Source organism: Colwellia piezophila ATCC BAA-637 (genome assembly GCF_000378625.1).
Taxonomy (GTDB): Bacteria; Pseudomonadota; Gammaproteobacteria; order Enterobacterales; family Alteromonadaceae; genus Colwellia; species Colwellia piezophila.
In genome coordinates this window covers 18,673-42,951 of record NZ_KB905171.1, presented here as the reverse complement: position 1 = coordinate 42,951, position 24,279 = coordinate 18,673, and the positions used below count along the sequence as shown (strand labels likewise).

At 39.8% G+C, this 24,279-nt stretch carries 21 protein-coding genes; 18 read left to right on the top strand and 3 right to left on the bottom strand.

Annotation, left to right across the window (positions count from 1 at the left end; all coding sequences use genetic code 11):
- Window positions 1-57 precede the first annotated feature (57 nt).
- Window positions 58-2,091, bottom strand: coding sequence for a DNA helicase Rep (gene rep, locus F580_RS0118280; RefSeq protein ID WP_019029195.1), 2,034 nt, complete (start codon window positions 2,089-2,091; stop codon window positions 58-60).
- A gap of 109 nt (window positions 2,092-2,200) precedes the next feature.
- On the opposite strand from rep, the gene ubiK reads away from it, so the two are divergent.
- From ubiK to prsT, 8 genes are all read left to right on the top strand, one after another.
- Window positions 2,201-2,452 (top strand): ubiquinone biosynthesis accessory factor UbiK, encoded by a 252-nt coding sequence (gene ubiK / locus F580_RS0118275; protein ID WP_019029194.1) that lies wholly within the window; start codon window positions 2,201-2,203, stop codon window positions 2,450-2,452.
- Between the two features lie 87 nt (window positions 2,453-2,539).
- Complete coding sequence (locus F580_RS0118270; protein ID WP_019029193.1) at window positions 2,540-3,952, top strand: phosphohexomutase domain-containing protein; 1,413 nt, start codon at window positions 2,540-2,542, stop codon at window positions 3,950-3,952.
- A 22-nt stretch (window positions 3,953-3,974) separates the two neighbouring features.
- On the top strand, window positions 3,975-5,189 hold the full coding sequence (locus tag F580_RS0118265) for a GNAT family N-acetyltransferase (protein WP_019029192.1): 1,215 nt from the start codon (window positions 3,975-3,977) through the stop codon (window positions 5,187-5,189).
- A complete protein-coding gene (locus F580_RS24940) occupies window positions 5,189-5,488 on the top strand; it encodes an acyl carrier protein (protein ID WP_019029191.1) in 300 nt (99 codons plus the stop codon). Before F580_RS0118265 ends, F580_RS24940 begins: the two co-directional genes overlap by 1 nt.
- A gap of 5 nt (window positions 5,489-5,493) precedes the next feature.
- The gene (locus F580_RS0118255) at window positions 5,494-6,339 is read left to right on the top strand and encodes a hydrolase 2, exosortase A system-associated (RefSeq protein WP_019029190.1); all 846 of its coding nucleotides are present in this window, start codon (window positions 5,494-5,496) and stop codon (window positions 6,337-6,339) included.
- Entirely contained in the window at window positions 6,339-7,199 is an 861-nt protein-coding gene (locus tag F580_RS24935) for a hydrolase 1, exosortase A system-associated (protein ID WP_019029189.1), read from the top strand. Before F580_RS0118255 ends, F580_RS24935 begins: the two co-directional genes overlap by 1 nt.
- Window positions 7,200-7,342: 143 nt before the next feature.
- Window positions 7,343-9,625, top strand: a complete 2,283-nt coding sequence (gene wecB / locus F580_RS0118245) for a non-hydrolyzing UDP-N-acetylglucosamine 2-epimerase (RefSeq protein ID WP_019029188.1) — start codon at window positions 7,343-7,345, stop codon at window positions 9,623-9,625.
- A gap of 141 nt (window positions 9,626-9,766) precedes the next feature.
- Complete coding sequence (gene prsT, locus F580_RS0118240) at window positions 9,767-12,511, top strand: XrtA/PEP-CTERM system TPR-repeat protein PrsT (RefSeq protein ID WP_019029187.1); 2,745 nt, start codon at window positions 9,767-9,769, stop codon at window positions 12,509-12,511.
- A gap of 176 nt (window positions 12,512-12,687) precedes the next feature.
- On the opposite strand, the gene F580_RS0118230 is transcribed toward prsT, so the two are convergent.
- Window positions 12,688-12,990, bottom strand: coding sequence for a c-type cytochrome (locus tag F580_RS0118230; RefSeq protein ID WP_019029185.1), 303 nt, complete (start codon window positions 12,988-12,990; stop codon window positions 12,688-12,690).
- 201 nt (window positions 12,991-13,191) lie between these two features.
- Here F580_RS0118230 and F580_RS0118225 point away from each other — a divergent pair, with 201 nt between their 5' ends.
- The 6 genes from F580_RS0118225 to F580_RS0118205 all read left to right on the top strand — a co-directional run bounded on the left by F580_RS0118225 (window position 13,192) and on the right by F580_RS0118205 (window position 18,741).
- Window positions 13,192-13,503 (top strand): DUF3630 family protein, encoded by a 312-nt coding sequence (locus F580_RS0118225; RefSeq protein ID WP_019029184.1) that lies wholly within the window; start codon window positions 13,192-13,194, stop codon window positions 13,501-13,503.
- On the top strand, window positions 13,500-13,997 hold the full coding sequence (locus F580_RS0118220; protein WP_019029183.1) for a 2-thiouracil desulfurase family protein: 498 nt from the start codon (window positions 13,500-13,502) through the stop codon (window positions 13,995-13,997). The genes F580_RS0118225 and F580_RS0118220 overlap by 4 nt, the downstream gene beginning before the upstream one ends.
- Before the next feature lie 47 nt (window positions 13,998-14,044).
- On the top strand, window positions 14,045-14,551 hold the full coding sequence (locus tag F580_RS0118215) for a DUF4442 domain-containing protein (protein WP_019029182.1): 507 nt from the start codon (window positions 14,045-14,047) through the stop codon (window positions 14,549-14,551).
- Window positions 14,552-14,613: 62 nt separating this feature from the next.
- Window positions 14,614-17,553, top strand: coding sequence for a hypothetical protein (locus tag F580_RS0118210; RefSeq protein WP_019029181.1), 2,940 nt, complete (start codon window positions 14,614-14,616; stop codon window positions 17,551-17,553).
- Between the two features lie 365 nt (window positions 17,554-17,918).
- Complete coding sequence (locus F580_RS26085; RefSeq protein WP_083927018.1) at window positions 17,919-18,116, top strand: DUF1289 domain-containing protein; 198 nt, start codon at window positions 17,919-17,921, stop codon at window positions 18,114-18,116.
- Window positions 18,117-18,219: 103 nt separating this feature from the next.
- Window positions 18,220-18,741: a hypothetical protein gene (locus tag F580_RS0118205; RefSeq protein ID WP_245560642.1), complete on the top strand. Its 522-nt coding sequence runs from the start codon at window positions 18,220-18,222 to the stop codon at window positions 18,739-18,741.
- A 67-nt stretch (window positions 18,742-18,808) separates the two neighbouring features.
- Here F580_RS0118205 and queG read toward each other — a convergent pair whose 3' ends face one another.
- Window positions 18,809-20,011 carry a tRNA epoxyqueuosine(34) reductase QueG gene (gene queG / locus F580_RS0118200; protein WP_019029179.1) on the bottom strand — a complete coding sequence of 401 codons (1,203 nt, stop codon included), beginning with the start codon at window positions 20,009-20,011 and terminating at the stop codon, window positions 18,809-18,811.
- A gap of 226 nt (window positions 20,012-20,237) precedes the next feature.
- Between queG and F580_RS0118190 the strand changes: the two genes are divergently transcribed.
- The 4 genes from F580_RS0118190 to mutL are packed head-to-tail and all read left to right on the top strand — an operon-like array spanning window position 20,238 to window position 24,229.
- Window positions 20,238-20,450, top strand: coding sequence for a hypothetical protein (locus F580_RS0118190; RefSeq protein ID WP_019029177.1), 213 nt, complete (start codon window positions 20,238-20,240; stop codon window positions 20,448-20,450).
- Window positions 20,447-20,935 (top strand): tRNA (adenosine(37)-N6)-threonylcarbamoyltransferase complex ATPase subunit type 1 TsaE, encoded by a 489-nt coding sequence (gene tsaE, locus F580_RS0118185; protein WP_019029176.1) that lies wholly within the window; start codon window positions 20,447-20,449, stop codon window positions 20,933-20,935. Before F580_RS0118190 ends, tsaE begins: the two co-directional genes overlap by 4 nt.
- Window positions 20,936-20,955: 20 nt before the next feature.
- The gene (locus tag F580_RS0118180) at window positions 20,956-22,290 is read left to right on the top strand and encodes an N-acetylmuramoyl-L-alanine amidase (protein WP_051092109.1); all 1,335 of its coding nucleotides are present in this window, start codon (window positions 20,956-20,958) and stop codon (window positions 22,288-22,290) included.
- Window positions 22,291-22,297: 7 nt separating this feature from the next.
- Window positions 22,298-24,229, top strand: coding sequence for a DNA mismatch repair endonuclease MutL (gene mutL, locus F580_RS0118175; protein WP_019029174.1), 1,932 nt, complete (start codon window positions 22,298-22,300; stop codon window positions 24,227-24,229).
- The last annotated feature ends 50 nt before the right edge of the window (window positions 24,230-24,279 follow it).

Sequence of the window (24,279 nt, the reverse complement as noted above, 5' to 3'; positions counted from 1 at the left end):
TAGGGCGTTTTAACTCGTAAGCCCTACGGATAACTTCATTAAGTTAAAGTACAAAAGCTATTTCTTAGCTTCTTTTGCTTTAGCGAGTTGAGCGCGTAAACCGGCCATGCCTTGTTTATTTGATTGCTCAACGTGTTCGACGGTCTTTTTCTTCGATGCGCCAAGCTCCCAATTTAAATCATCTTGCGGTAATTCATGTAAAAATCGGCTTGCTTCGGTTCGTGTTAGCTCACCAAACTGACGACGTTCTTTGGCGTAAGTGAATATTAACTCACGTTTCGCACGTGTTATGCCAACGTAAGCAAGACGGCGCTCTTCTTCAACACTGCCTTCATCAATACTGGTTTGATGGGGTAGTAAGCCTTCTTCCATGCCAATAAGGAATACATACGGAAACTCTAGACCTTTGGATGCATGCAAAGTCATCAACTGCACTTGGTCGTTACTGTCTTCTTCTTCGTTACGCTCCATCATATCGCGTAAGGTTAAACGCGTGACGATTTGTGGCAGGGTCATCGGCTCTTCATCATCACTGCCTTCGAGCATTTGCGTAACCCAGCTAAAGAGTTCAGTGACATTTTTCATGCGCATTTCTGCGCCTTTTGCACTTGGGGTGGTATCGTAGAGAAAATCTTCGTAATTTATCTCCCGGATCATTGAACGTAATACTGCGGCAGTATCGCCACGCTCAGTTTGATCGCCAACATTAACTAGCCATCGAGTGAAGGCTTGCAGCTTCATTAAGCTTCGTCCCGCTAAGGTTTGCTCTAAGCCTAATTCAAAGCTAGCGGCAAACATGCTAATTTGACGCATATTGGCGTAGGTGCCTAACTTCTCTAACGTGGCGGGTCCTAATTCTCGCTTTGGTATATTAACAATACGTAAGAAAGCATTATCATCATCGGGGTTAACCAGTACTCGCAGGTAAGCCATGATATCTTTGATTTCAGCGCGGGAGAAAAATGAAGTACCGCCACTGATTTTATAAGGGATACGATTTTGCATCAGCGCTTTTTCAAGTAAGCGTGATTGGTGGTTACCACGGTAAAGCACGGCATAATCTTTGTATTGGCTGCGGTTCATAAAACGATGGCCAATAAGCTCGCCAATCACCCGCTCAATTTCATGCTCTTCATTGTTTGCCTGTAATACGCGCAGCTCTACGCCATAGGCAAGGTCACTAAATAAGGCTTTGTCGTATATATGAGGGTTATTGGCAATCAGTACGTTGGCACATTTTAAAATACGACCGCTAGAGCGGTAATTTTGTTCTAATTTAATAAGTTTTAAGTTGGGGTAATCTTTGCCCAGCTGCACTAAGTTTTCCGGCTTGGCACCACGCCAAGAATAAATGGATTGATCGTCGTCACCCACTACTGTTAAACGTGCTCGTTCTCCGGCAAGTTGTTTCACTAATTCGTATTGGCTGGCATTGGTATCTTGATATTCATCGACCAATAAATAGCGAATCTTTTGTTGCCAACGCTCTCTAACCTCAGGGTAATTCTTCAGTAATAGCGTCGGAATCAGAATAAGATCATCAAAGTCTAAGGCATTATAAGCTTTCATGTGCTTATGATAACGTTGATAAAATTCAGCATATTCAACACTATTGGCATCACTGGCCATTTTTATCGCGGCATCTGGCAAATGTAATTCATTTTTCCAGTTTGAAATCATGCTTTGTAATTTGCTCAGTAAATCTTTATCGCCATCAAGCTCATCTAGGGTTAATTCTTTCAGCAGTGCTAAGCTGTCTTGATCATCAAATAAGGTAAAACCTGGTTTATAACCGAGGATTTTTATTTCACGGCGGACAATATCAAGACCAAGTGAGTGGAAAGTAGAAACGGTTAAACCTCGGGTTAAGTCTTTGCCTAACATCTTTTTGATACGTTCTTTCATTTCACGTGCGGCTTTATTGGTAAAAGTTACCGCCGCAATATTTCGTGCTTTGTAATCACATTTTTGAATCAAATAAGCGATTTTTTGACAAATAACCCCAGTTTTACCTGAGCCAGCGCCCGCGAGTACTAGACACGGGCCGCTAACATATTTTACTGCTTCATTTTGTCCGGGATTCAGTTTCATTTGTTGCAACTTTATTCGAATAAATTTTATTACTGGGGATTTTACCTGTTTTTAGTCTTTGGCAAAACAGTTACAATGCTTCTAATGTAAAAATCGATGAGAAATTATTATGATCAATGCAAAAAAAATTGAAGAACTGGCTAAACAAGTCACCGATGCTATTCCGCCAAGCTTAAAAAATATCGCGAGCGATTTTGAAGATAAAGCTAAAACTATTTTACAAAATAAGTTGTCACAACTTGATGTGGTAACGCGTGAAGAGTTTGATGTGCAAACACAAGTATTGATCAAAACACGTGCTAAATTAACTGAACTTGAAGCTAAATTAGCCGAGCTTGAAGAAAAAATATCAGCAAGCTAATGATTGATATTAAGCGCTAGCTGTTAAAATTTAGCCATATTATTATTTATAAACTATCTACCATATTAACAAGGACGAGATTATTTCATGTCACCTTCTAAAGTTGCCTTAACGTCAGGCCCTTCAAAAATTACCTGTTTCAAAGCTTATGATATTCGCGGAAAATTAGGCGAAGAGTTAAATACCGATGTCGCATATCGAGTCGGCCGTGCCTTTGCTCAACACACAAAAGCGAAAACCGTGGTTGTTGGTGGTGACATTCGTTTAACCAGTGAAGAGTTGAAAGCAGCTTTGGCGGAAGGTTTAATGGCCGGTGGCAGCAACGTTATCGATTTAGGTTTAGCTGGTACAGAGCACATTTATTTTGCTACCAGTCACTTAAAGTGCGATGGCGGAATCGTGGTAACCGCAAGCCATAACCCTATTGATTACAATGGCATGAAGTTGGTACGTGAAAACTCAAAACCTATTAGTGGTGATACCGGACTTTTCGATATTCAAGCCCTTGCTGAGCAAAACGATTTTGTTGAGGTAGCAGTGAAGGGAACATTAAGTACAGTTGATATTACCCAGCCTTATACCGACCACTTATTAACCTACATTGATAATAAAAATATCACGCCATTAAAGTTGGTAGTGAATGCGGGTAATGGCACGGCAGGCCCCGCACTTGATGCTATTGAAAGTGCTTTTAACGCCTTAAATGTACCGGTTGAATTTATTAAAGTGCATCATCAGCCAGATGGCAGTTTTCCTAATGGTATTCCAAACCCACTCTTAATTGAGAACCGTGCTGCGACGCGTGATGCGGTCATCAAACATGGTGCGGATATGGGTATTGCTTGGGATGGTGATTTTGACCGCTGTTTCTTGTTTGATGAACACGGTGAATTTATTGAAGGTTATTATATTGTTGGTTTATTAGCTGAAAACTTTTTAAGTAAAGTTACCGGTGATAAGTCACAAGCAAAAATCATTCATGATCCACGCTTAACTTGGAATACTATTGATATTGCCGAGCAAGCGGGTGCTCAAGCTATTCAAAGTAAAACCGGTCACGCTTTTATCAAAGAGCGTATGCGTAGTGAGGATGCCATTTATGGCGGTGAAATGAGTGCCCATCATTATTTCCGAGATTTTTTCTACTGTGATAGCGGCATGATCCCTTGGTTATTAATAGCCGAGTTGGTTTGTTTACGTAAGCAGCCGCTTTCTAGCCTAGTGAAAGAGCGCATCGCGGCTTACCCATCATCGGGAGAAATTAACAATAAAATTGCCGATCCAAAATCAGCTATTGCCCGTGTTTTTGATTTTTATCAACCCCAAGCACAAGTGATTGATAAAACTGATGGTATTAGTATGGAGTTTGGCAATTGGCGTTTTAATTTACGTAGCAGTAATACCGAGCCCGTGGTACGGTTAAATGTGGAGTCTAAAGGCGATAAAGCTTTAATGCAGCAAAAAACAACACAAGTATTAGCTTTGTTGCTAGCGGAGTAGTTTTTAAAGGGTTGAGGTTTTAATGGCTGAGATTTTAATGACACCGAGCGAACACTGCTCTTATAGTGAGCTGTCATTTACTGAATTTATTGACCAATATACCCAGCATCAAGCCTTGTATGAAGGTAAGATGCCTAAGACAAGGTTATTTGAACTCACTTTGCCTTGGCTGATTGCAACAGAGCAGTTTATGCTGCCTGAAAACAGCCAAGTGCTTGTGCATTGTTTATATCAAAAAACCGAAGGGCAAGAGTCGACCTTAAGTATCGCTTGGCCTTTGGTGCACATAACAGACAAAAAATCATCTAAAGTACAGCTTCGCTGCCTCACTAGCTTTTATTCAGCGCTCGGTGAGCCAATATTCTTCATGCCTGCCGTGAAAGAGAATTTACTGCAATTATTTTCTTATATCGAGCAACAGCATCAATGGCATAGTATGCAATTGGGTGCTTTTGAAGACGGAATCGTTAGCGAGGCGTTAATTGAGTACTTCCGCTACCAAAAAATATTTTCTCAAACAAACAATATCTACCAGCAAGATATAACCGATTACGTCAGTTATTATCAACAAAGACCAAGCCAGTTACGTAATACCATCAAGAGACGTGAAAATAAACTCGCTAAAGCACATCAGTATCGAATTGAAATAATTACCCATGTTGACAAATTCCCTGCTGCATTTACGGCTTATCAAGTTATTTACCAACAAAGCTGGAAAGGTGATGAATTTAGTTTCGATTTTATCGAACAGGTTTGTTTAGCAGCCTTAGCTGAAAATAAGCTACGCTTAGGGCTTTTGTTTGTCGATGATGAACCAGCAGCTGCCCAGTTATGGTTTTTACAATCGAGCTGTGATGAGTGCTCAGCGCAGCAAGATAAGATGGCACAGAATAATAGTAGGGCTCAAAATAGCTGCATTGCTAAGAATGACAGTGGCCAGCGACAAACTACCGCTTCAATCTTTAAACTGGCTTATCGCCCGAAATATCAACAATATTCTGTTGGCTCTATCCTATCTTTAGCTTTATCTGAGTTTGTTATCAGTCAAGACCACGTTAGTCGTATTGAATTTGGCATGGGCGCTGAACCCTATAAAAAAGAGTGGTTGAACGCTACTAGAGTTCGCTCTAGTTACCAGATTTTTAATGCTCAGAGTATTTCTGGTAAGTTAGCTATACTGCGTAATATCGTGCTGCCACGTTTAGTGAGGCTATTCACAAGGAAAAATAGTAAATAATGACTTCTGCACCTAGTATCGAAATAGTTACCGAGCAAGTTACCGAGCGCAAAGTTACACAAACGAGCGCGCAGTTGATCAAGTTACTTATCGGTATCATTCCAAACTATCAAGATGATTTTTGGCATGCGGAGACAGAATTATTTGGCGCTATTGCTGAGTTTGATTCCATGGCATTAGTCACCTTAATTGGTGAAATAGAAGCGCATTTTGATATAACACTTGATGATGACGATATCAGCGCTAATAATTTTGCTTCTGTAGCGAGTTTAACTGAATTAGTGCTAGAGCGTAGTTAAGCATTTTGGCTAAGCTCTCAACAGCTGTTGAGTTTTATCAAGGCACGAAAGGGCCGTTATTTAGGTTGATTCGCACACCTGAGCAAGTGTTTGCGTATCTGTTATTTATCCCACCATTGTTCGAACAGGCTAATCAAACTCGCCACCATATTACTCGATCAGCCATCAATGCTTACCAGCAAGGTATAACAACTATTGTTTTTGATCACTACGGCACGGGTGATAGTTCCGGTGAATTGATGGATGCTAACTTGCTCCTATGGCAACAAGACATTATTAAGCAAATAGCAGAGCTTAAAGCGCACTCGTCACAGCCCATTTATCTCTCCTTAGCTTTATCGGCAGTATTACTATTATCTGATGAAATGTTAACTCAAGTTGATGGTTTGATACTTTTACAGCCGGACTTTAATGGCAAACGTTTTGTGCAACAGTTTAAACGTCTAGCACTCGCTGCCCAGCTGAGTGGCAATGCTCAGGCTAAAAATTCTCAGACCAGAAATAGTAGCCCTAAGCACGGTGGAGACAATGAACAAAAAACCATTGATATTGCAGGTTATCAGATGCAAGCCGCGTTATTAGAAGAGTTAGCCGGGCAAGCTTTAGCTAAGCTAAGTGATTTTAATGGCGATTGTTATTGGTTTGAATGGCAGGCTGCGTCCGAAGCGTTGAGCCCAGCTAAAATTAAACAGCAACAATCATTCGCCCAAAAAGATAGTCAGTTATATTTATATCAAGTCGATGATGTAAAGTTTTGGCAAGCAACAGCGTTACACATTTCGTCTTCGTATTTAACTCAAGAGCAAGCAGTCTTTTCTCAATTACGCTCAGCGCAAGGAGAGAGTAATTGATGATAGAGCAAGGCGTTATTTTCAACAGTCATGGTAAACAATTAATTGCTATTGAACATTTGCCAAGCACTGAAACGGCGCCTGTCGGCAGAGAGCAGCGTAAAAAAGCGCTAATCATCGTTGTTGGCGGTCCACAAACGCGTGTTGGTAGCCATAGACTCTTTGTGCATTTGGCTAGGGCATTAGCCAAGCAGGGTATTACCGTTTTTCGCTTTGATTATACGGGTGCAGGTGATAGTGAGGGAGAGCTTAGTAGCTTTACGGACATTCAAAATGATATAGCTGCGGCAATTCATATCTTTGCACAGCGCCATGAAGGGATAACTGAATGGGCTTTGTGGGGCCTATGTGATGCCGCATCGGCTATCTTACTTTATCTCAATGAAAATCCCCAGCAGGATAAAATAAAGCAGTTGTTTTTGGTCAACCCTTGGGTAAGGCAAACGCACACCCAAGCACAAAGTTACCTGCGCTTTTATTATATTAAGCGCTTCTTTAGTAAAAGCTTCTGGCAAAAGTTTTTAACTGGCAAGGTAGCCACAAAAACAGCTTTTAGCGAGCTCCACGGTTTTTATCAGCAAAGTAAAGTAGGTAAAGGCATTAATAAAGATGATGATTTTGTAAAGGAAATGCTCTTTGGCTTAGCTGGGTTTACCGGTCAAGTTGATATTTTACTCAGTGGTAATGATTTAACCGCAGCTGAATTTAAATTATTAGTGAAAAGTAATAACGATTGGTTTGAGGTAACGGCTAGAGAGACGATAAAACAAAAAACAATTAGCCATGCAGATCATACTTTTTCGCACTCAGATAAACAAAATCAATTGATAAAGGCGGTTTGCTTAGCCTTAGAAAAATAAAGTTAGTTAGCCTCTCGTTGAAAATTAACGAGGCTAGGTTGCGTGATCCAACATTTGCATTACAATTAATTAAGCAGTTAAGAAGTTAAGAAGTTAAGCATTAATTAATCATTGGCATAAACCTAGCCGCTTTAAGGAATAAAATGAAAATAGGCATCATCGTTGGCACACGTCCAGAAATAATCAAAATGGCACCTGTTATCCGTGAATGTAAAAAACGCGGCATAGCCTATTTTATCATCCATTCAAATCAACATTACTCACAAGAAATGGATAGTATCTTTTTTAAAGAACTAAAGCTGCCCGCACCGGATTACAATTTAGGTGTTGGCTCGGGTTTACATAGCAATCAAACGGGTAACATCTTGATTGAAATAGAGCCGATTCTGTTACAAGAAAAACCAGATGTTGTTCTCGTTCAAGGGGATACCAATACTGTTTTATCAGGAGCCTTAGCGGCATCTAAGCTTGATATCAAGGTAGGACATATTGAGGCTGGTTTACGTAGTTATGATCGTACTATGCCTGAAGAAACTAACCGTATTTTAACCGATCATATGAGCGAATATTTATTTGCTGTTGGGCCCAATCAACATGCCATTTTAGCAAAAGAAGGCATTGCTCTTGATAAAATTTTCATTGTTGGCAATACCGTATCAGACTCGCTCTTTCAGCATTTAGATATTTCAGCTAGCACCAGTACTATATTGTCTGACTTAGGCATAGCCGCCAATAAGTACTTCTTAATTACCGCACACAGAGCTGCCAACGTTGATATCTCGGCAAATTTATTAGAATTATTGACCTTACTTGATAAATTACACCAGCAATACCACCAAACCATTGTTTGGCCAATCCATCCAAGAACCCAAGCTAAATTAACAGAGTTTTCGATAACGTTACCCAGTTACTTAAAGCTTATCCCTCCAATTGGCTACTTAGATTTTATTCAATTACAAAAACATGCGCAGCTCATTTTAACCGACTCAGGTGGCATCCAAGAAGAAGCCTGTTTGTTAGGTGTACCTTGTATTACCTTACGTGAAAATACGGAACGGCCAGAATCCATCGAAGTAGGCGCAAATATATTAGTGGGGCGGGATGCAGAAAAAGCCTTAGCGGCAGCAAAGACCTGGCTTGCTAGTGATACCGATCGTTTCAACTGGGATAACCCTTTTGGCGATGGTCATGTGGCGGAGGCTATTTTAGATATTATCACTCAAGCGGTACCTAATACTCTTGCAGATGAAGTTATCGCTAAAAATGAGAGCATAAGTGTCATTGGTATGGGCTATATGGGCTTACCTATTGCAAGTTTACTGGCTCAGGCGGGTTACAGTGTCACTGGTGTTGATTTAAATAGCGATAAAGTGGCGGCAATTAATAAAGCACAATGTCCGTTTGATGAAGCGGGTTTAGCTGATCTCATCACTAAAGTTGTTGCTCAGGGTTTCTTAAAAGCGAGTAGTGAAGTACCGGTAAGTGAAAGCTATTTAATCGCTGTGCCCACCCCCCATAAAAATAACAGCTGTGACCTTAGTTATGTGTTTAGCGCGGTTGATGCTATTGCGCAAGTGGCTAAAAATGGTCAAACCGTAATTATCGAATCGACCATTTCACCTAAAACAAGTTTAGCGATAGTGCAACGCTTTGCTGATGCGGGTTTAACGATTGATGTTGTTCATTGTCCAGAGCGCGCCATTCCGGGGCAAACCTTATATGAGCTTGTACATAACGACCGTATTATCGGTGCCGCAAACCCTAAAGCACAACAGAAAGTTAAAACGATTTACCAAAGCTTTGTCAAAGGAGAGGTGTTTCTAACAGACCTAACTACGGCAGAGTGTATTAAATTAGTTGAAAACACCTCACGTGATGTAGGTATTGCCTTTGCCAATGAATTATCACAAATTTGTGCCGAACTAGCAGTTGATGTCCATGAAGTCATACGTCTAGCTAATCGTCATCCTAGAGTAAATGTGTTATCGCCCGGCCCTGGTGTGGGCGGCCACTGTATTCCGATTGACCCTTGGTTCTTAGTTGAAAACACTAGGGCTGGTGAGTTTGTTCGTTTGGCTCGCGCTATTAATGATAAGCGCCCAAATTTAGTCGCCGAGCAAGCCCTGGCATTATTGGTGGAGGTAAAAGGTAGCGTTGCAGGTAAAAAAGTAGGGATTTTAGGGGTGGCATATAAAGCCAATGTCGATGATTGTCGTGAATCTCCTGCGGATGCCATTATGGAACACTTTAAGAAAGCCGGCGTTGAGGTTAACTACCATGATCCCTTTGTACATCACTGGCACTGTGACCGTCAGGAAACTATTACTGATATAGATAACTGGGCTGATATTTTAATTTTGGTTACCGACCATGAGTGCTATAGCAATCTGAGTCTATCGAGTCGATTGCTAAACACCCGGGCATAAAATAAAAAACCTATTAGCATTATTGCCAATAGGCTTTAGTTAAAAATCGTCAAATGGCTATCAAATAAGATTTTAAGTGCTATACCTCAATGCACTACCTCAATGTAATCAATCAATAATAATCGTTAAAGGAAGTTCGAAATGAAATTTGTAAACACTTTTCTCTGCTTTAGTCTTGCACTGGCCATAAGCGCTTGTAGTGAGCAAGTCTCTGTTGAATCGCATTTAGCGAATGCAAAAAATTATCTGAGTGAAAATAAAATCAATGAAAGTATTATTGAGTTAAAAAATGTTATTCGCGCCGATAGTAAAAATGCTGAAGCACGGTTTTTATTAGGTCAAATTTATCTGAATTTAGGTGATGGCGTCTTGGCGGTAAAAGAGTTAGAACGAGCTCAACAGCTTAAATATGCCGACAATAAAGTATTACCCTTACTGGCACGAGCTTATATTTTAACGGATAGCGATGCAGAGGTTTTGGCTTTAAGTGAGTCAGCTAGTGAACTTGCCAACGAGGAACAAAGTCATTACTTAGCTTATAAAACGCTAGCGGCATTACGTAGCGAGCAAAACGAACAGGCGAAAACCAGTGTCACCCTGGCACAATCACTCTCGCAACAAAGTTTATATAGTATGTTAGCTTTGGCTTACCTACAGTTTACTGAGAATAATTTTGATGAAGTGAGCGTGTTAATTTCACGGATATTAACCATAGATCCTAAGCAAGTTGATGCCATTATGTTGCAAGGGAAAGTTGGAGTAGTTACTAAAGATTACCAACAAGCTGCCATTAGCTTTAAGAGGTATTTAGATTTACAACCCCGATCGGGTATTGTGCAATTACTATTAGCCGATGCGCTACTTAAATCCGATCAACATGCGGAAGCTGAAAAGTATGCAGATGCCATACTCGCCAAAATTCCGAGTCAACCTTTTGCTAATTACATAAAAGCCATGGTGGCGTTCAACAGCAAAAATTTTGACCAAGCAAGTGAGCATGCTGAACGAGCATTGTCGGCAAATTTCAATCCATTTAATTTAAAGCTAGTGGCGGGCGCAAGTGCTTTCTATTTAAAAAATTGGCAACAGAGTTATCATCATTTATCGCCGATAGTGGAATACCTGCCAAAAATTCATCAAGCAAGACGTATGTTGGCTGTTACTCAGTTAGAGCTAGGCTTAGTTGAAGAAATCAATGCGACTATTGGTGATTTTGACCCAGACCAAGCAGGGGATGCAAAATTCATCTCATCATTAAGCTATAAACTTTTGGAGTTAGGTGCAACAGATGAAGCAAGGAAGTTACTCGAAAAAAATGAAAGTGCCAGTGCCAATAATGCAAGTGATGCGGCTAGACAGGGTATTTTAAAGTTAATGATGAATGACCCTTCAGGCTTACAAAATTTGCAAGCTGCAGTAATACTTGACCCGGAATTTATTGAAGCTGAGTTAGCATTGGCATTTGCATCGCTACAAAAAAATGATATTGAAAAAGCACGAGTTATAGCGACTAAATGGCAACAAAAATATTCGGATAAAGCGGGTGGTTATAACTTAATGGCAAGCATAGCTATTAAAGAAAAAAATTATCAACAAGCTGAGCAATCACTAAAACAAAGCTTATTGTTAGAGCCTGACAATATTTTCGCGTTAACAGAACAACTCAGATCTGCTCGCTTACAAGAAAATGAAGTCTTGAGTAAGCAAAGAGTTGATTATTTAATTACCTTGACGCCCAGCAATAATAAAGTGTTAAGGCACTATTTTGGTATCTATCGAAATGAAATGGCGTTAGCAAAATTGCAAGCAGCCTACCAAGCAGATAAAACAGACATTAAAAAAGCAATATTAGTGACCGAAGCTATGGTGACTTTGGCGCAATATAAACAAGCAGAGAGTTTACTTCTTGATTTACAGGATACCCCTAACTTACCTAAGCGGTATTGGAAGTTAACGGTATTTAATTCTCAAAGACAAAATGATATTAAGAAAGTTGAATCCGGCTTAGAAGCTTGGTTAAAAGCCAGACCATACCATATTGAACCAGTCATTTTATTGGCCGATTTACATGCTAATAGTGGGCATAATGAACGAGCGTTAAGCGTCGTTAAACGCGGCTTAGCTTACCATAAAGATAATTTAGTCTTACAACTGATAAATATGCAGTTATTGCTTAATAGCCAACAGATTATCCCAGCAAAAAAACTTTATAAAAAATTAGCGGTAGCGAATATTAATGAGGCTTTAAAGCAGGGCTTACAAGGTAGAATATACTTATTAGAAGAAGAGTATACTCAAGCGATACCAAAATTAACCCAGTTTTATAAAATTTATCCCAGTAGTCACAATGCCGTATATCTCGCTGGAGCTTATTTGGGTAATGAAGAGCAAACTAACGCAGTAAAAGTGTTGGAGCATTATTTAACCATTGAACCTCATGAGAACCGTATTAAAACTATGTTGGCGGGCATCTATTTAGACAGTGATACCAACAAAGCTATTGCAGTTTATGGTGAAGTCATAAAGAGGCAACCAAGCAATGTGGTTGCCCATAACAATTTAGCGTGGTTGTTCTTAGAGCAAAGTAATATGGATAAAGCACTTATGCATGCCAAAGAAGCCTTCTCCTTAGCGCCACACATCCCAAATGTTGCGGATACTTACGCTAAGGTTTTACTTAAGTCAGGTGATAAGCAAGGAGCCTTAAAGTATGCCAGTAAAGCTTTTAAATTAGCAAAGGGGAAGGATATTGATATCCTACTTAACTATGTTGAAGTGCTTATTGCTAACAGTCGAGGTAATGAAGCAAAAGACTTATTAAGCAAAACTTCTCCAAAAACGGATAAACAAACTGAGAAAAAAGCCCTGTTAAATGCACAGTTATAATGGCTTAGTCGATATATCAAGCGGCTACATTAGCGGTTAGCTATACGAAAAAATTTCATTATATGGGGTGTGAAGCACGAAAGTGAAATTGAAAAACCCGGTACTAAGGTAAATAAAAAACCCCAGTTTAATCAAGTTAAACTGGGGTTTGTATCAGGACTTGAAAAAGCTAAAGCTTATTTCATTGCCGCGTAGTAAGCGGCTAAGTTATCTATATCAGTAGCAGAAAGTGCCATAACCATACCTTTCATAGTAGGGTCATTACGTTTGCCTGATTTAAAGTCTTTAAGTTGCTTGGCCAGGTAAGCTTCTTTTTGGCCCGCTAAATTAGGGTAAGTTGGTACAGCAGAGATACCCATAGCACCGTGACAAGCCGCACACATAGCTGATTTTGCTTTACCAGCCGCTGCGTCGCCAGCAAATACAGGAGATGCCATCATAACCGCTGCTGTAGCAACAGCAAGCATAAGTTTATTCATAGTTTCACTCTCTTTGGTTTAAAGTTATTTGTAACCAAGGTAAAATGCATAAAACGTACAGGGGTTACAAAGATAAAATTCTAATATGAGTATATTGAAAATAAACTAACTTGTCGTTGGTTTTTTTGTTAAAACCGATGATTAACAACAAAGTTTCGTCGTATAATTAGCGATATATCTGCCCAAATTAAACGGTTTATCATGCCTATTTTAATAACACAGCAAAACCCTTTATCAATAACACTGCAAGTAGATCATCTGAACCTAAGGTTTGAAGTTGAATGGTATCAAGAAGATATCGCAAGACTCACTGAGTCAATCCTCTCATTGCTCTCATCAGTGATTATACAAGAGAAAATAACCGGTGCAGATCGAGAGAATATCCGTTTTAGTTGGCAGGGGTATTACCTGATATTAAATTTTGACTACTATAGTCAATCCTGCTGGTTTGAGGGGCAAGATAATGAAAAAGCAGAGTGTTTAGCTAAATTATATTCCGAGTTAATTAAATGATGGTTAGTAATCTCCAACCCCTTGGTAAAATTTTGATCAGTGGTTGCTTCTTAGGGCAACGAGTTCGCTACAACGGTGAAATCAAGCCATTGATAAATGAATTACTGACTTTGTGGCAGCAACAAGGTCGTTTGATCTCTATCTGTCCAGAAGTCATTTCTGGCTTACCTGTGCCAAGGCCAGCCGCTGAAATTAATTTAGTTAGTGGCAAGGTCATTACCGTTGACGGCAGTGATGTAACGGAAAAATTCAATCAAGGCGCTCAACAAGCGTTGAAGTTATGTCAGCAACATAATATAGAGTTTGCGCTATTAAAAGAATCTAGCCCATCGTGTGGCAGTACTACTATTTACGATGGTACTTTTTCTCAACAAAAGATTAGCGGAGCAGGAGTTACCACTAAACTGCTACGTCAGCACGGTATTAAGGTTTATAGTGAAGACTCTATTACCGCATTGGCTGAGCAAATAAAGGCTAGTGATCAGACCAGTTAGTGTGCATAATGAATTAGACGTTTTGGTAGCATTCAAAGGATAATTCTATGGCCAACAAGTTCAGTACCATCATTAGCAAGGTTAATAAATTCCCAGTATTTTTACGCTCATTCCTGTTAACTAAATTATTTTCTAGCAAAGTAAAATTTGCAGGTACCACAGGTATTGTCATTGAGGAAATTACCCCTAAAAAAACACAGATATCCTTAGCCAATAAAAAGTCAGTACAAAATCATATTGGCGGCATTCATGCTATTGCCGCTGCGGTATTAGCCGAGTCAGCAACGGGTATAGTTTTCGGCATGAACGTACCTGATTCTAAGCTGCCGTTATTAAAGTCTATGCAGGTCAGTTACCAACGACGTATGCAGGGTGGCTTGCATGCAGTAGCGACATTATCGGATGAGCAAATAGCGCAAATAAATGAGCAAGAAAAGGGCAGTGTTTTTGTGTCGGTAATTATTAAAGATGAATCAGGGCAAAGCCCTATTGAATGTCAAATGGAATGGGCTTGGGTTAGTAAAAAAAAGCGCAGTGATAATCGCAAAGCTTAATGCCTTAACCTCCTATTTGGTCTAGAGTATTATTTAAGGGAATCGAATCATACTGAAAAAAGATGACTACCAAGAAAGACCTGAAATCAGCGGCAAAGCCACCTGATGAAAAGCAAGTTGCAACGAGCGCAAAGCTTTTAGTTAAAACTAAGGCATTTCATCAGTATTTTACTCTATACTTCTTTGCCATATTGTTGGTTATAGGGGGCTCGCTATCATCAGCATTTTTTTTGTTTAGTCAACAAGCTAAGTATTCACAAACCATCATTGATGAGCAAGTGATACCACTACAAAGTCAACTTTTACAGCAATCCTATCTCATTGAAAGTAATCACTTACTTAAGGTAATGTTACCAAGCCTCAACGTGGCAGAGCTAATCCCCTTGCAGCAAGAATTGACGCTGAAAAGCAAAAAATTGTCACTACTCACTTCTCTTAACCAAACTCGCTACCAGCAATGGTTTAACCATAATAATGAGGCAGCCGAACTGATTACCGGTATTGTCGAGGATAATCAGCAAAATAACGCCTTAAAAAATAAAGCCCTGCTTCAGCTAGACACCATACTTGATGCGATAACAATCCAATTAGATAAACGAAATACAGGTTTTGAACAAGCGAAACTATTAACCGAGGGGAAAAATAAATTAGCGAGCATCGTTACCTTGATGGCGAGCTTGAATTTACAAACACAGCAAAGCTCCTTTCTACAATTAAGGACTCGTTTAGATGATGTTTTTATTAGTAATTATTCAAAAAAATTGGCTAACTTACAGCAAGGTAATCAAGGTATAGCGGATATTGTCAGAGACTTTGTCCACCTTAAAGATCATCTCTTTAAAAGTGATTTTTTAGAGCGATGGCAACAACAATTAGTGTTGTTAAATAGCTATCATCAGCAGCTAAGTTTTCAACAGCAAGAGTTATCAGTCATGCTTGCTGCTTTAATTGAGCACAATAAAAACAGCTCTGCTGCCAATAATGAATACCTTACCCAGAACAAGCCACTAATCGCGGAAAATCTTTTGCCAATAACGCTACTGATGCTATTTTCTGTCACTTTCATCGGTGTCGTTACTTTACTGTGGCTAATGTGGCAGCGCTTAAAAACCACAACTAATAAAAATACTCATTATATTCACCAAGCCTTAGCGGGGAAATTCGACGCCGTTTGTATTCACGAACAGCAGGTTTTGAATAGACTAGCCAAAGAGACACTAGTTTCAGCCGAGACTGAGCAACTAGTAAAGAAGATTTCTCAGCGAAACATTACTACAGCTAAAGAGATTGATACCTTATTATCGACAAAACAAACCGCTCCAGATAGCGCCACAGACAAAGCTTCCGTCATAGTGGCACAGCCGTGCTTATTTACCGAAAAAAGTGTTAAAGTGCTGCAACTGATGGCGATAAAGCAACAGGTTTTGCTTGGCGCGAATGAGTGTACCGCAAACCTAGCCGATAAAAGAGATGCGCCACTGGCGATAAAACATGATTATATTTATCAGGCGTATCAGCAAGGACGGGCCTTAGTCCGCAGAATTGCACAGCTAAGATACTATCAGCACTTGCAGGGTAATAACGTCGTACTTACCTTGGTTGATGCCAATGTGTTTTCTCTGGTGCAGGCGGTTTTATTTAATCAACAGAGTCAGCTCATCGAGCACGAAAATACTATTTCGGCGACTTTTGATGAAAAAATATTGGCAGAAGTGAATCTTGATGCTGAGCTCTTTAGTGAATTAGTTAAGGTTTTCATTGAGCTGCTGTTGACGCATCAGACAAAAGTGACATTAGTACTCACTTGGCAATTAATTGATAAAAATACCAGCCAACAAAAAGTACGCTTTAGTGGCCAAATTCAAGAGGCAGATAAACGTAAGCAACTTCCTGTTGATATCATCAATATAACTGATGTCGACCATGAGCAAAATGAGGGCAGTGGCTTAGCAAGGTACTTCAATACCTTATTAAAGTACCAACACGGCGACGACTTGAGCGCAGTGTTAACGGAGCAAGGTTATCAGTTAAGTTTTACCTTACCGCTAACTGTAACCAATGCTCAATCTGTACGGCATTATCCGGCAATGTCATTACCAACTCACTTACCAAATATTAAACACCAAGCCAGTCGGTTGGCTGAAAATTACTTACCTATGCCGATAGAGGTGTTATTAGCTGTTACATCACCCGATAAGTATCAAGATTTACAGCAGCTATTACAAAGTATGGGGTTATCGGTGACTTATGTTGTTACTGAGTTATCGCAAAAAATACGGTGGCGCAGTGACCGCTTTACTATATTGTTAACGGAACTGAATACCACAGCCTTTACTCCTTTTAGCGTAGCAGTCACTTCTCTTGATAGACGAGTTTTACCACGAGGTGTGTTTAGTTTAAATGGGACAATGTCATTCACGGATAAACCCGAAGGATTTTCTTTGTGGCACAGCGGAAATTTAACTGCAGATAGTGATGTTAAAACGTTATTATCGGCAATGCACCCTTGGTTGAAAAAGCGGGTTAGTGAGCACTGTCGCCGCACTAAAACTTGTGATGCAGTGAGTGATAACGATGGTATCATTGACAATAATGAGCAAGTTAAGTTAAGTCTTACCGCAATTGAAAATGAAAGTATAAAACCAACAGATAAAAAGCAGTCGGTAAGTTTTAACTTTAAGCGCTATATACAACATCAAGGCTCGGCTGAATTAGCATTGTTTATGCTAGACGATTATACAAGTAATAATGAAGTCTTAGTGGCAGCTTTAACGAAAGCACTGGTCGATAACAATGTGAAAAAAGTTGCTGCGATTATTAAGGCACTAACGGTTAATAGCAAAATTCTTGCCGCCGATGAACTGTTACAGTTATGTCATCATTGGCAGGAGTTATTAGCTAAACAAGCACTCGGTAATAATACCAAACTACAAGTTAAGCTATTAGATAAAACTCAGCAGGCTGTTAAGGCCATTAGCCAGTATGCTGATCAGGTGGTGTAGTTGGCTGAATTATTCGATAGTGCGTATTATACCAAATGAAGTAATGAATTGATCACTTAGCGAGAATTAAAAGGCTTAGAGGCAAGGCATTGATTGAAGAGAATGGTTATTCAGGAGAATAAGCTCCTGCATTCTCTAAGAAGCTACATCCATATAGCGTCCTTGTCAAAAGCAATAACGCCGCTTATAAGCCTTTTAAACTCGCCCTCTGGGAACTCAGTAGCAAACTGATAACGTCACAAAATGAAAGAAATATAGAATAACTATGTTTAACTCATTTTGTTTGTTCTAAGCTCGCTTCTGAAGTTCTAAGTTGGTCGATTCATTATTTCAATTGGTATTAGTTCTGATTATAGGAGTACACATTGAACAAGAAGCATAAGCTTATATTAACGGATAGTCCCTGTGTACGGAACTGCTGTTTAGATAGTGAGGATATTTGTCTGGGGTGTTTTCGTCATATTGATGAGATTATTGCTTGGCGTAGTTTCAGTGAACAAGACAAACAGCAAGTTATTGTCCTATGCCAGCACCGGCAAAATGAGCATAACAATAAAATTTAATAACTACTTTCAATATACAAGCATGTATCTTTTTATACTTTTATCGTAAAGTGAGCGCCTTAATGCACATTGAAATTTATTAAACTTTTAAAAAGGACTTTATGTGATTAGTAAGAAAACCCTCAAATCAATGCTCAGCTTTAGCGAAAATCAACCACTAGCGCCAAGCTTTATTCTTATTTACCTGGTGACTTGGTTAGTCTGGCATAAACAATTGTTTAGCCATTTTATCAGTGCCGAAGGCGGTTTCCTTACTAAAGTGGTGACGGCACTAACATCCATTGAAGATAACCAATTTTTTGTGGTTTTTCTTATTAGCGCTTTACTGGTTTTAATTCGCCTTGTTGTTAACTATTTAGTGTTCCGCTCAAGAGCGCTTTTAAACACTGCGGATGATGATTTTACTAAGGCAAGAGATGCTCAGCTCTTCTCTAAAAATGATGATATAGCTAATGTTGTCGCCATATTAGAGAAAACTAAACAGCAATTGGCGGCAATGAAAGTACGCGAGCAAACAGCGGTGGCTGAAAGAAATACCGCTATTAAAAATCTGTTGAATGTTCAGCATGAATTAGATGAAGCAAAAGCTGATATCGAGATGCTAAATACAGTCGCAGCTAATTAATTTCACCTCATTGAATAAATATGGGCAGGAGGCTTAGCTTCAAAGCTCATTGATTTAAGGTAAAAGCTTAGGCATCTCGAGTCAGGCCTTTCTCGACGGAGCGAATCAAGCGCAAGGTTAATCTATGATTTTTAGCTTGCTCTGTTGCCGCTTTTTCGGTAAGTGCTTTCTTTTTTCTGTGTTGCTCTAGCGCCCAGTTTATATGCTCTACCACGAGTTCACTTGCCTCGAGTGACTTTGCTGCTAAAGCGTCAACAACCCCTTCACTATAAGGTGCATTGCCTAATGCCACGGCAATATTTCGTAACCAGCTTTGATAACCAATACGCCTGATGGGCGAGCCTTGTAATACAGTGAGAAAATGTTCTTCAGACCAAGCGAATAACTCGAGTAAACTGATATCGTCAAGGTTATTTCTTGCTTGAAAATCATGCTCAAGGCTGAGCTTAGCGTATTTATTCCATGGGCAAATTAACTGGCAATCATCACAGCCATAAATCCGATTGCCCATTAAGGCACGTAATTCCTCAGGAATAGCTTCTGGCGACTCAATGGTAAAATAAGAAATACAGCGCCGTGCATCAACAGTATATGGCGCTACTATTGCTTTGGTGGGACAAATCTTGATGCAGGCGACACAGCTACCACAATCATTAGTCTTTGTTTGTGTATCAATTATTTTACTGGCATTAACGCTATATTCATTCGTGCTAATGGGCAGAGGAATATCAACAAATAGTTCACCCAAGAAAAACCAAGAACCCGCTTCTTTATTAATTAATAACGTATGTTTACCCGCCCAACCTAAGCCGGCTTTTTCTGCCAGAGGCCTTTCCATGACAGGCGCGGAGTCAACAAATGGACGGCAGTTAAAATCGCTGCAATACTCAGCTATCTTCTTGCCTAATTGCTGTAAGCGTTTGCGCATTAATTTATGATAATCACGACCGAGCGCATAACGACTGATATAAGCCTTGTTTTTATCTTTTAGTATGGTGGAAAATTTTGCGTTCTTGGGCAGGTAATCTAACCGAACACTGATGACTCTTATGGTACCGGGTACTAATTCCGCTGGTCGAGCACGCATTAAACCGTGGCGTGCCATGTAATCCATATTACCGTGATAATTGTTGGCTAACCAACGTTCTAACACACTTTCATGAGCCGATAAGTCAATATCACTGATACCTAAATCAGAAAAACCTAATTCCTTGCCCCAGTAATTGATTTTTTCGGCTAATTCTTGATAGTTAATAAGAGACGTTGTCATACAAATAAAGTCAGCTTGAGCTCGTTGGTGGAACCATTAATGGGGTTAGCAATATAACCATGAAATTACCGGTGAGTTTATCACAAAAGCGAGTAATGATATCAGTGTATAGTACTAGTCCCGTCTCGAAAAATGATGTTAACCATTTTTTAGTGATGAGTACAATTGCCGGCAAGTTGGAAGGTCATCAAGCTTAATAGGCACTGTTTGGCGTGGCACAATTGGCGTGTTAGTTTTGCAAAGAGAGAATATTTTTTACCCAACATGGTTGGCAGCGTATATTCATGGCGCGTCAGCTGATATTATAGCCAATAACAAGCGTCAACGTGGTCTGATAGCCAGTGTTTTATTTATATCTTTCAAGCAATTGCTTGACGGTAAAATAGAGAGTCATTCGCGCCATGATAGTAATCGAAATCAATATAGAAAATCAAAATGAAGCAATTAGAATATTTTTTACCTGATGAAGCAGCCACTATTGCCATTGGCTCAGGGCTAGCCCAAGTACTGAAAAAGGCAACAGTTCAGCAAGCATTAGTAGTTTATCTCATCGGCGATTTAGGTGCCGGTAAAACTACACTGACTCGCGGCTTTGTTCGAGGTATGGGGCATCAAGGTAATGTAAAAAGCCCGACTTATACCTTAGTTGAACCTTATGAGTTAGGGGATTGGCGAATATTTCATTTTGATCTTTATCGTCTTGCTGATGCCGAAGAGTTAGAGTATATGGGAATTCGTGATTATTTTAATAATGATTGCTGCTGCTTTATTGAATGGCCAGAAAAAGGTACCGGGCTATTGGCTAAAGCAGATATTAACATTAATATAGTTTATCAAGATGAACAAAGAATCATCAAACTGCAAGCAGAGTCTAGTCATGGCGAACAAGTGATGACAGCACTTGCACAAATAATAAAATTATAAAAAAAGTTGGGGTAAGTTGGATGTATCACAGATTTCTTCTGGCGATAGCAAAAATACGACTATTGCGTTTGCTCGTTGCTATCACCTGTTCGAGTTTATTTTCGATAAGTGCTTTCGCAGCCAACAGCATTGATGGTATTCGTGTATGGCCAGCGCCAGAAAATACTCGTATAGTCTTTGATGTGAAAAAAAAGCCCGAGTATAAATACTTTACACTCAGCAAACCTGACCGTTTGGTTATTGATTTTAATAATACCAAAAATACCGTCGCCTTAAAAAAACTTGCCGCCAACGATCCCCGAGTAAAACTTTTCCGCTCCAGTATCAGCAAAGGTAAAACCCGCTTAGTATTGGAGTTAGCGCAATCATATCAATTGACTATTTTTCCATTAGCTCCAGCGGGTCAGTATGGCCATCGCTTGGTGCTTGATCTTTATGATAAAAACAGAACAGATGAAGCAAAATCAAAACCTAAAAGTAATGTCGGCGATATCATTATTGGCATAGATGCGGGTCATGGTGGTGAAGACCCCGGCTCTATTGGTGGCAAAGGCACTTATGAAAAGCGAGTGACTCTAGCCATCGCTAAAAAATTGCAAAAACTCATTAATAAAGAAAAAGGCATGAAAGCGGTAATGATCCGCAGTGGTGATTATTATGTAAATATAAATCGTCGTACTAGCCTAGCCAGAGAAAAGCACGTCGACTTTTTTGTCTCAATTCATGCCGATGCGTTTCGTACTTCAATACCTAGTGGTGCCTCAGTTTGGGTAGTGACTAAACGTAGAGCTGAGTCAGAGATGGCCAAATGGTTAGCAAATAGAGAAAAAAAATCAGAGTTACTTGGCGGCGGTGGTGGGGTAATCAAAAATACTTCAGATAGCCATTTAGCGCTGGCCTTAGCGGATATGAGTAAAGAGCATTCCCTTGGTGTTAGCTTTGGTGTCGCGAATAACGTCATAAAAGAACTGAAAAAAATCACCAAAATGCATAAGAAAACTCCACAAAATGGTAATTTCGGTGTACTAAAATCTTCAGATATACCTTCTATTTTGGTCGAAACCGGTTTTATTTCTAATCACCGAGAAGAGAAGAATTTAACCTGGTCTAAACATCAGCAACGTTTAGCGGATGCCATTCATCGCGGTATTAAAAATCACTTTTTAGCGCACCCCTTAACCGGCTCTTATTTTGCCTCTGTTGGTTATAAAAAACATAAAGTCCGTAGTGGCGATTCACTGTCGGTGCTAGCTCAGCGCTACAATACCTCGATGAGTAAATTAAAAGCTATCAATAACTTAAAGTCTAACGCTTTAAGAATTGGTCAAACATTAAAAATTCCCCGTACCGGATAAAGTCCCTATGAGTATTGCTATATTACCAGCACGTTTGGCTAACCAAATTGCGGCCGGTGAAGTGGTCGAGCGTCCTGCTTCTGTCATTAAAGAGTTGATTGAAAATAGTTTAGATGCCGGTGCAACCTCAATTCATATTGATGTAGATAAAGGTGGCATCAAAAGAATCAAAATTACTGATAATGGTCATGGCATCGTTAAAGATGAATTAACCTTGGCATTAAGCCGTCATGCAACCAGTAAAATTAAAGATTTAAATGATTTAGAAGCCATTACTAGCCTAGGTTTTCGTGGTGAAGCCTTAGCCAGTATTAGCTCTGTGGCCCGATTAACCTTAACGTCCAAGCCGAAAACGCAAAACACAGCATGGCAAGCCGTTGCTGAAGGGCGAGATATGTCGGTTAACATCAAGCCAGCTGCCCATCCTGATGGTACTAGTATTGAAGTACTTGATTTGTTTTTTAATACCCCGGCGAGACGCAAGTTCTTACGTACCGAAAAAACAGAATTTAACCATATCGATGAAGTGGTACGTCGAATCGCACTTACCCATTTTGAAGTCAGTTTTATCCTAACGCACAATGGTAAAACTGTGCGCCAATATCGTAGTGCTAGTACGCATGCGCAATGCACTAAACGTGTTGCTATGGTTTGTGGTCCAAAATTTATCGAGCATGCCGTAGAGGTAGACTGCCCACATGATAATATGAGGCTATCTGGTTGGTTAGCAAAACCGAGTTTCTCACGCAGCCAAAACGATCTTTGTTATAGTTATGTCAATGGCCGGATGATGCGTGATAAGTTAATTAATCATGCTATACGCCAAGCATATGCAGACTTGCTGCCACCGGATACTTACCCTGCCTTTGTCTTGTTTTTACAGCTTGATTACCGGGAAGTTGATGTCAATGTACATCCGGCCAAACATGAAGTACGCTTTCATCAAAGCCGTTATGTACATGATTTTATCTATTCTGTTTGCCATAAAGCGTTGACCTCAGCGTTAGCAGGCGAGCAATTGTTTACACCGTCTGAGAATGATATAGCGTTAGTGCCTGAACAATCATACGCGTCTGTTGATACCAATGACGTAACAACTAGCCCTACATCGAATACTGAATGTGCCCCTGTCAATTACCAAAAGGCTGATTATATTAAGCCCTTACAGCATATTCACGATGTCAGTAATCGACAATCAGCGAGAAATACTATATCGGAGGTGGCTACGACAAATTATCAAGCATTAATGACACCTCATGTGGACGTTTCAAGTGAAGTCGCACTTGCAACGGGCTCAACTAAAGACTTTACCCTCGAGCATGACTTAGCGATTCAGCAAGCCTCAGCGAATCAGAGCATCTTGCTAAGCATACATCAACCGGGTTATGCACTGTATAAAGCAGAAAGTGAGGTGAGAGTGCTATCGCTATTTAAATTAGCTAAATGCACTTATGGTAAACTCGTTGAACAAAGTTGGCAGAAAATCAGTGAGGAAATAGATAGCAACAATGAGGGTTTAATTAGCCAGCCGCTATTATTACCTGTGATGGTCAGTCTTTCACCAGAGCAGCATAATCTGGTCATTGCACAACAAGAGAAGTTAGCGACAGCCGGTATTGTTCTCGTTAAACAGAGCCAGAATAAAATACAAATAAGGCAATTTCCGGCATTATTACGTGAGCAAGATGTGAGTAGTGCTGTTATCACTATTATTAATGAACTTATTGAACGCCAAAATGGTGATGAAGGTAATGAGCTCGATGAAAGGGCTATTTGTCATTGCGTAGGAGTCGCCATGGTGCTTGCTCAATATGATGAAGTGCAGGCCGAGACTTTGGTAAAACTGGCGAGAAAATTGTTTAATGAGCAACTTAGTCAACAATTGCTCTTGAATTCTACCCCTCTTGACCTTACATCTCATATTAAGCAGTTACATTAACGTCCTTTAGTTTATTTTAGATAAGAGTTCAGTATTCGTGTCAGTTGAAA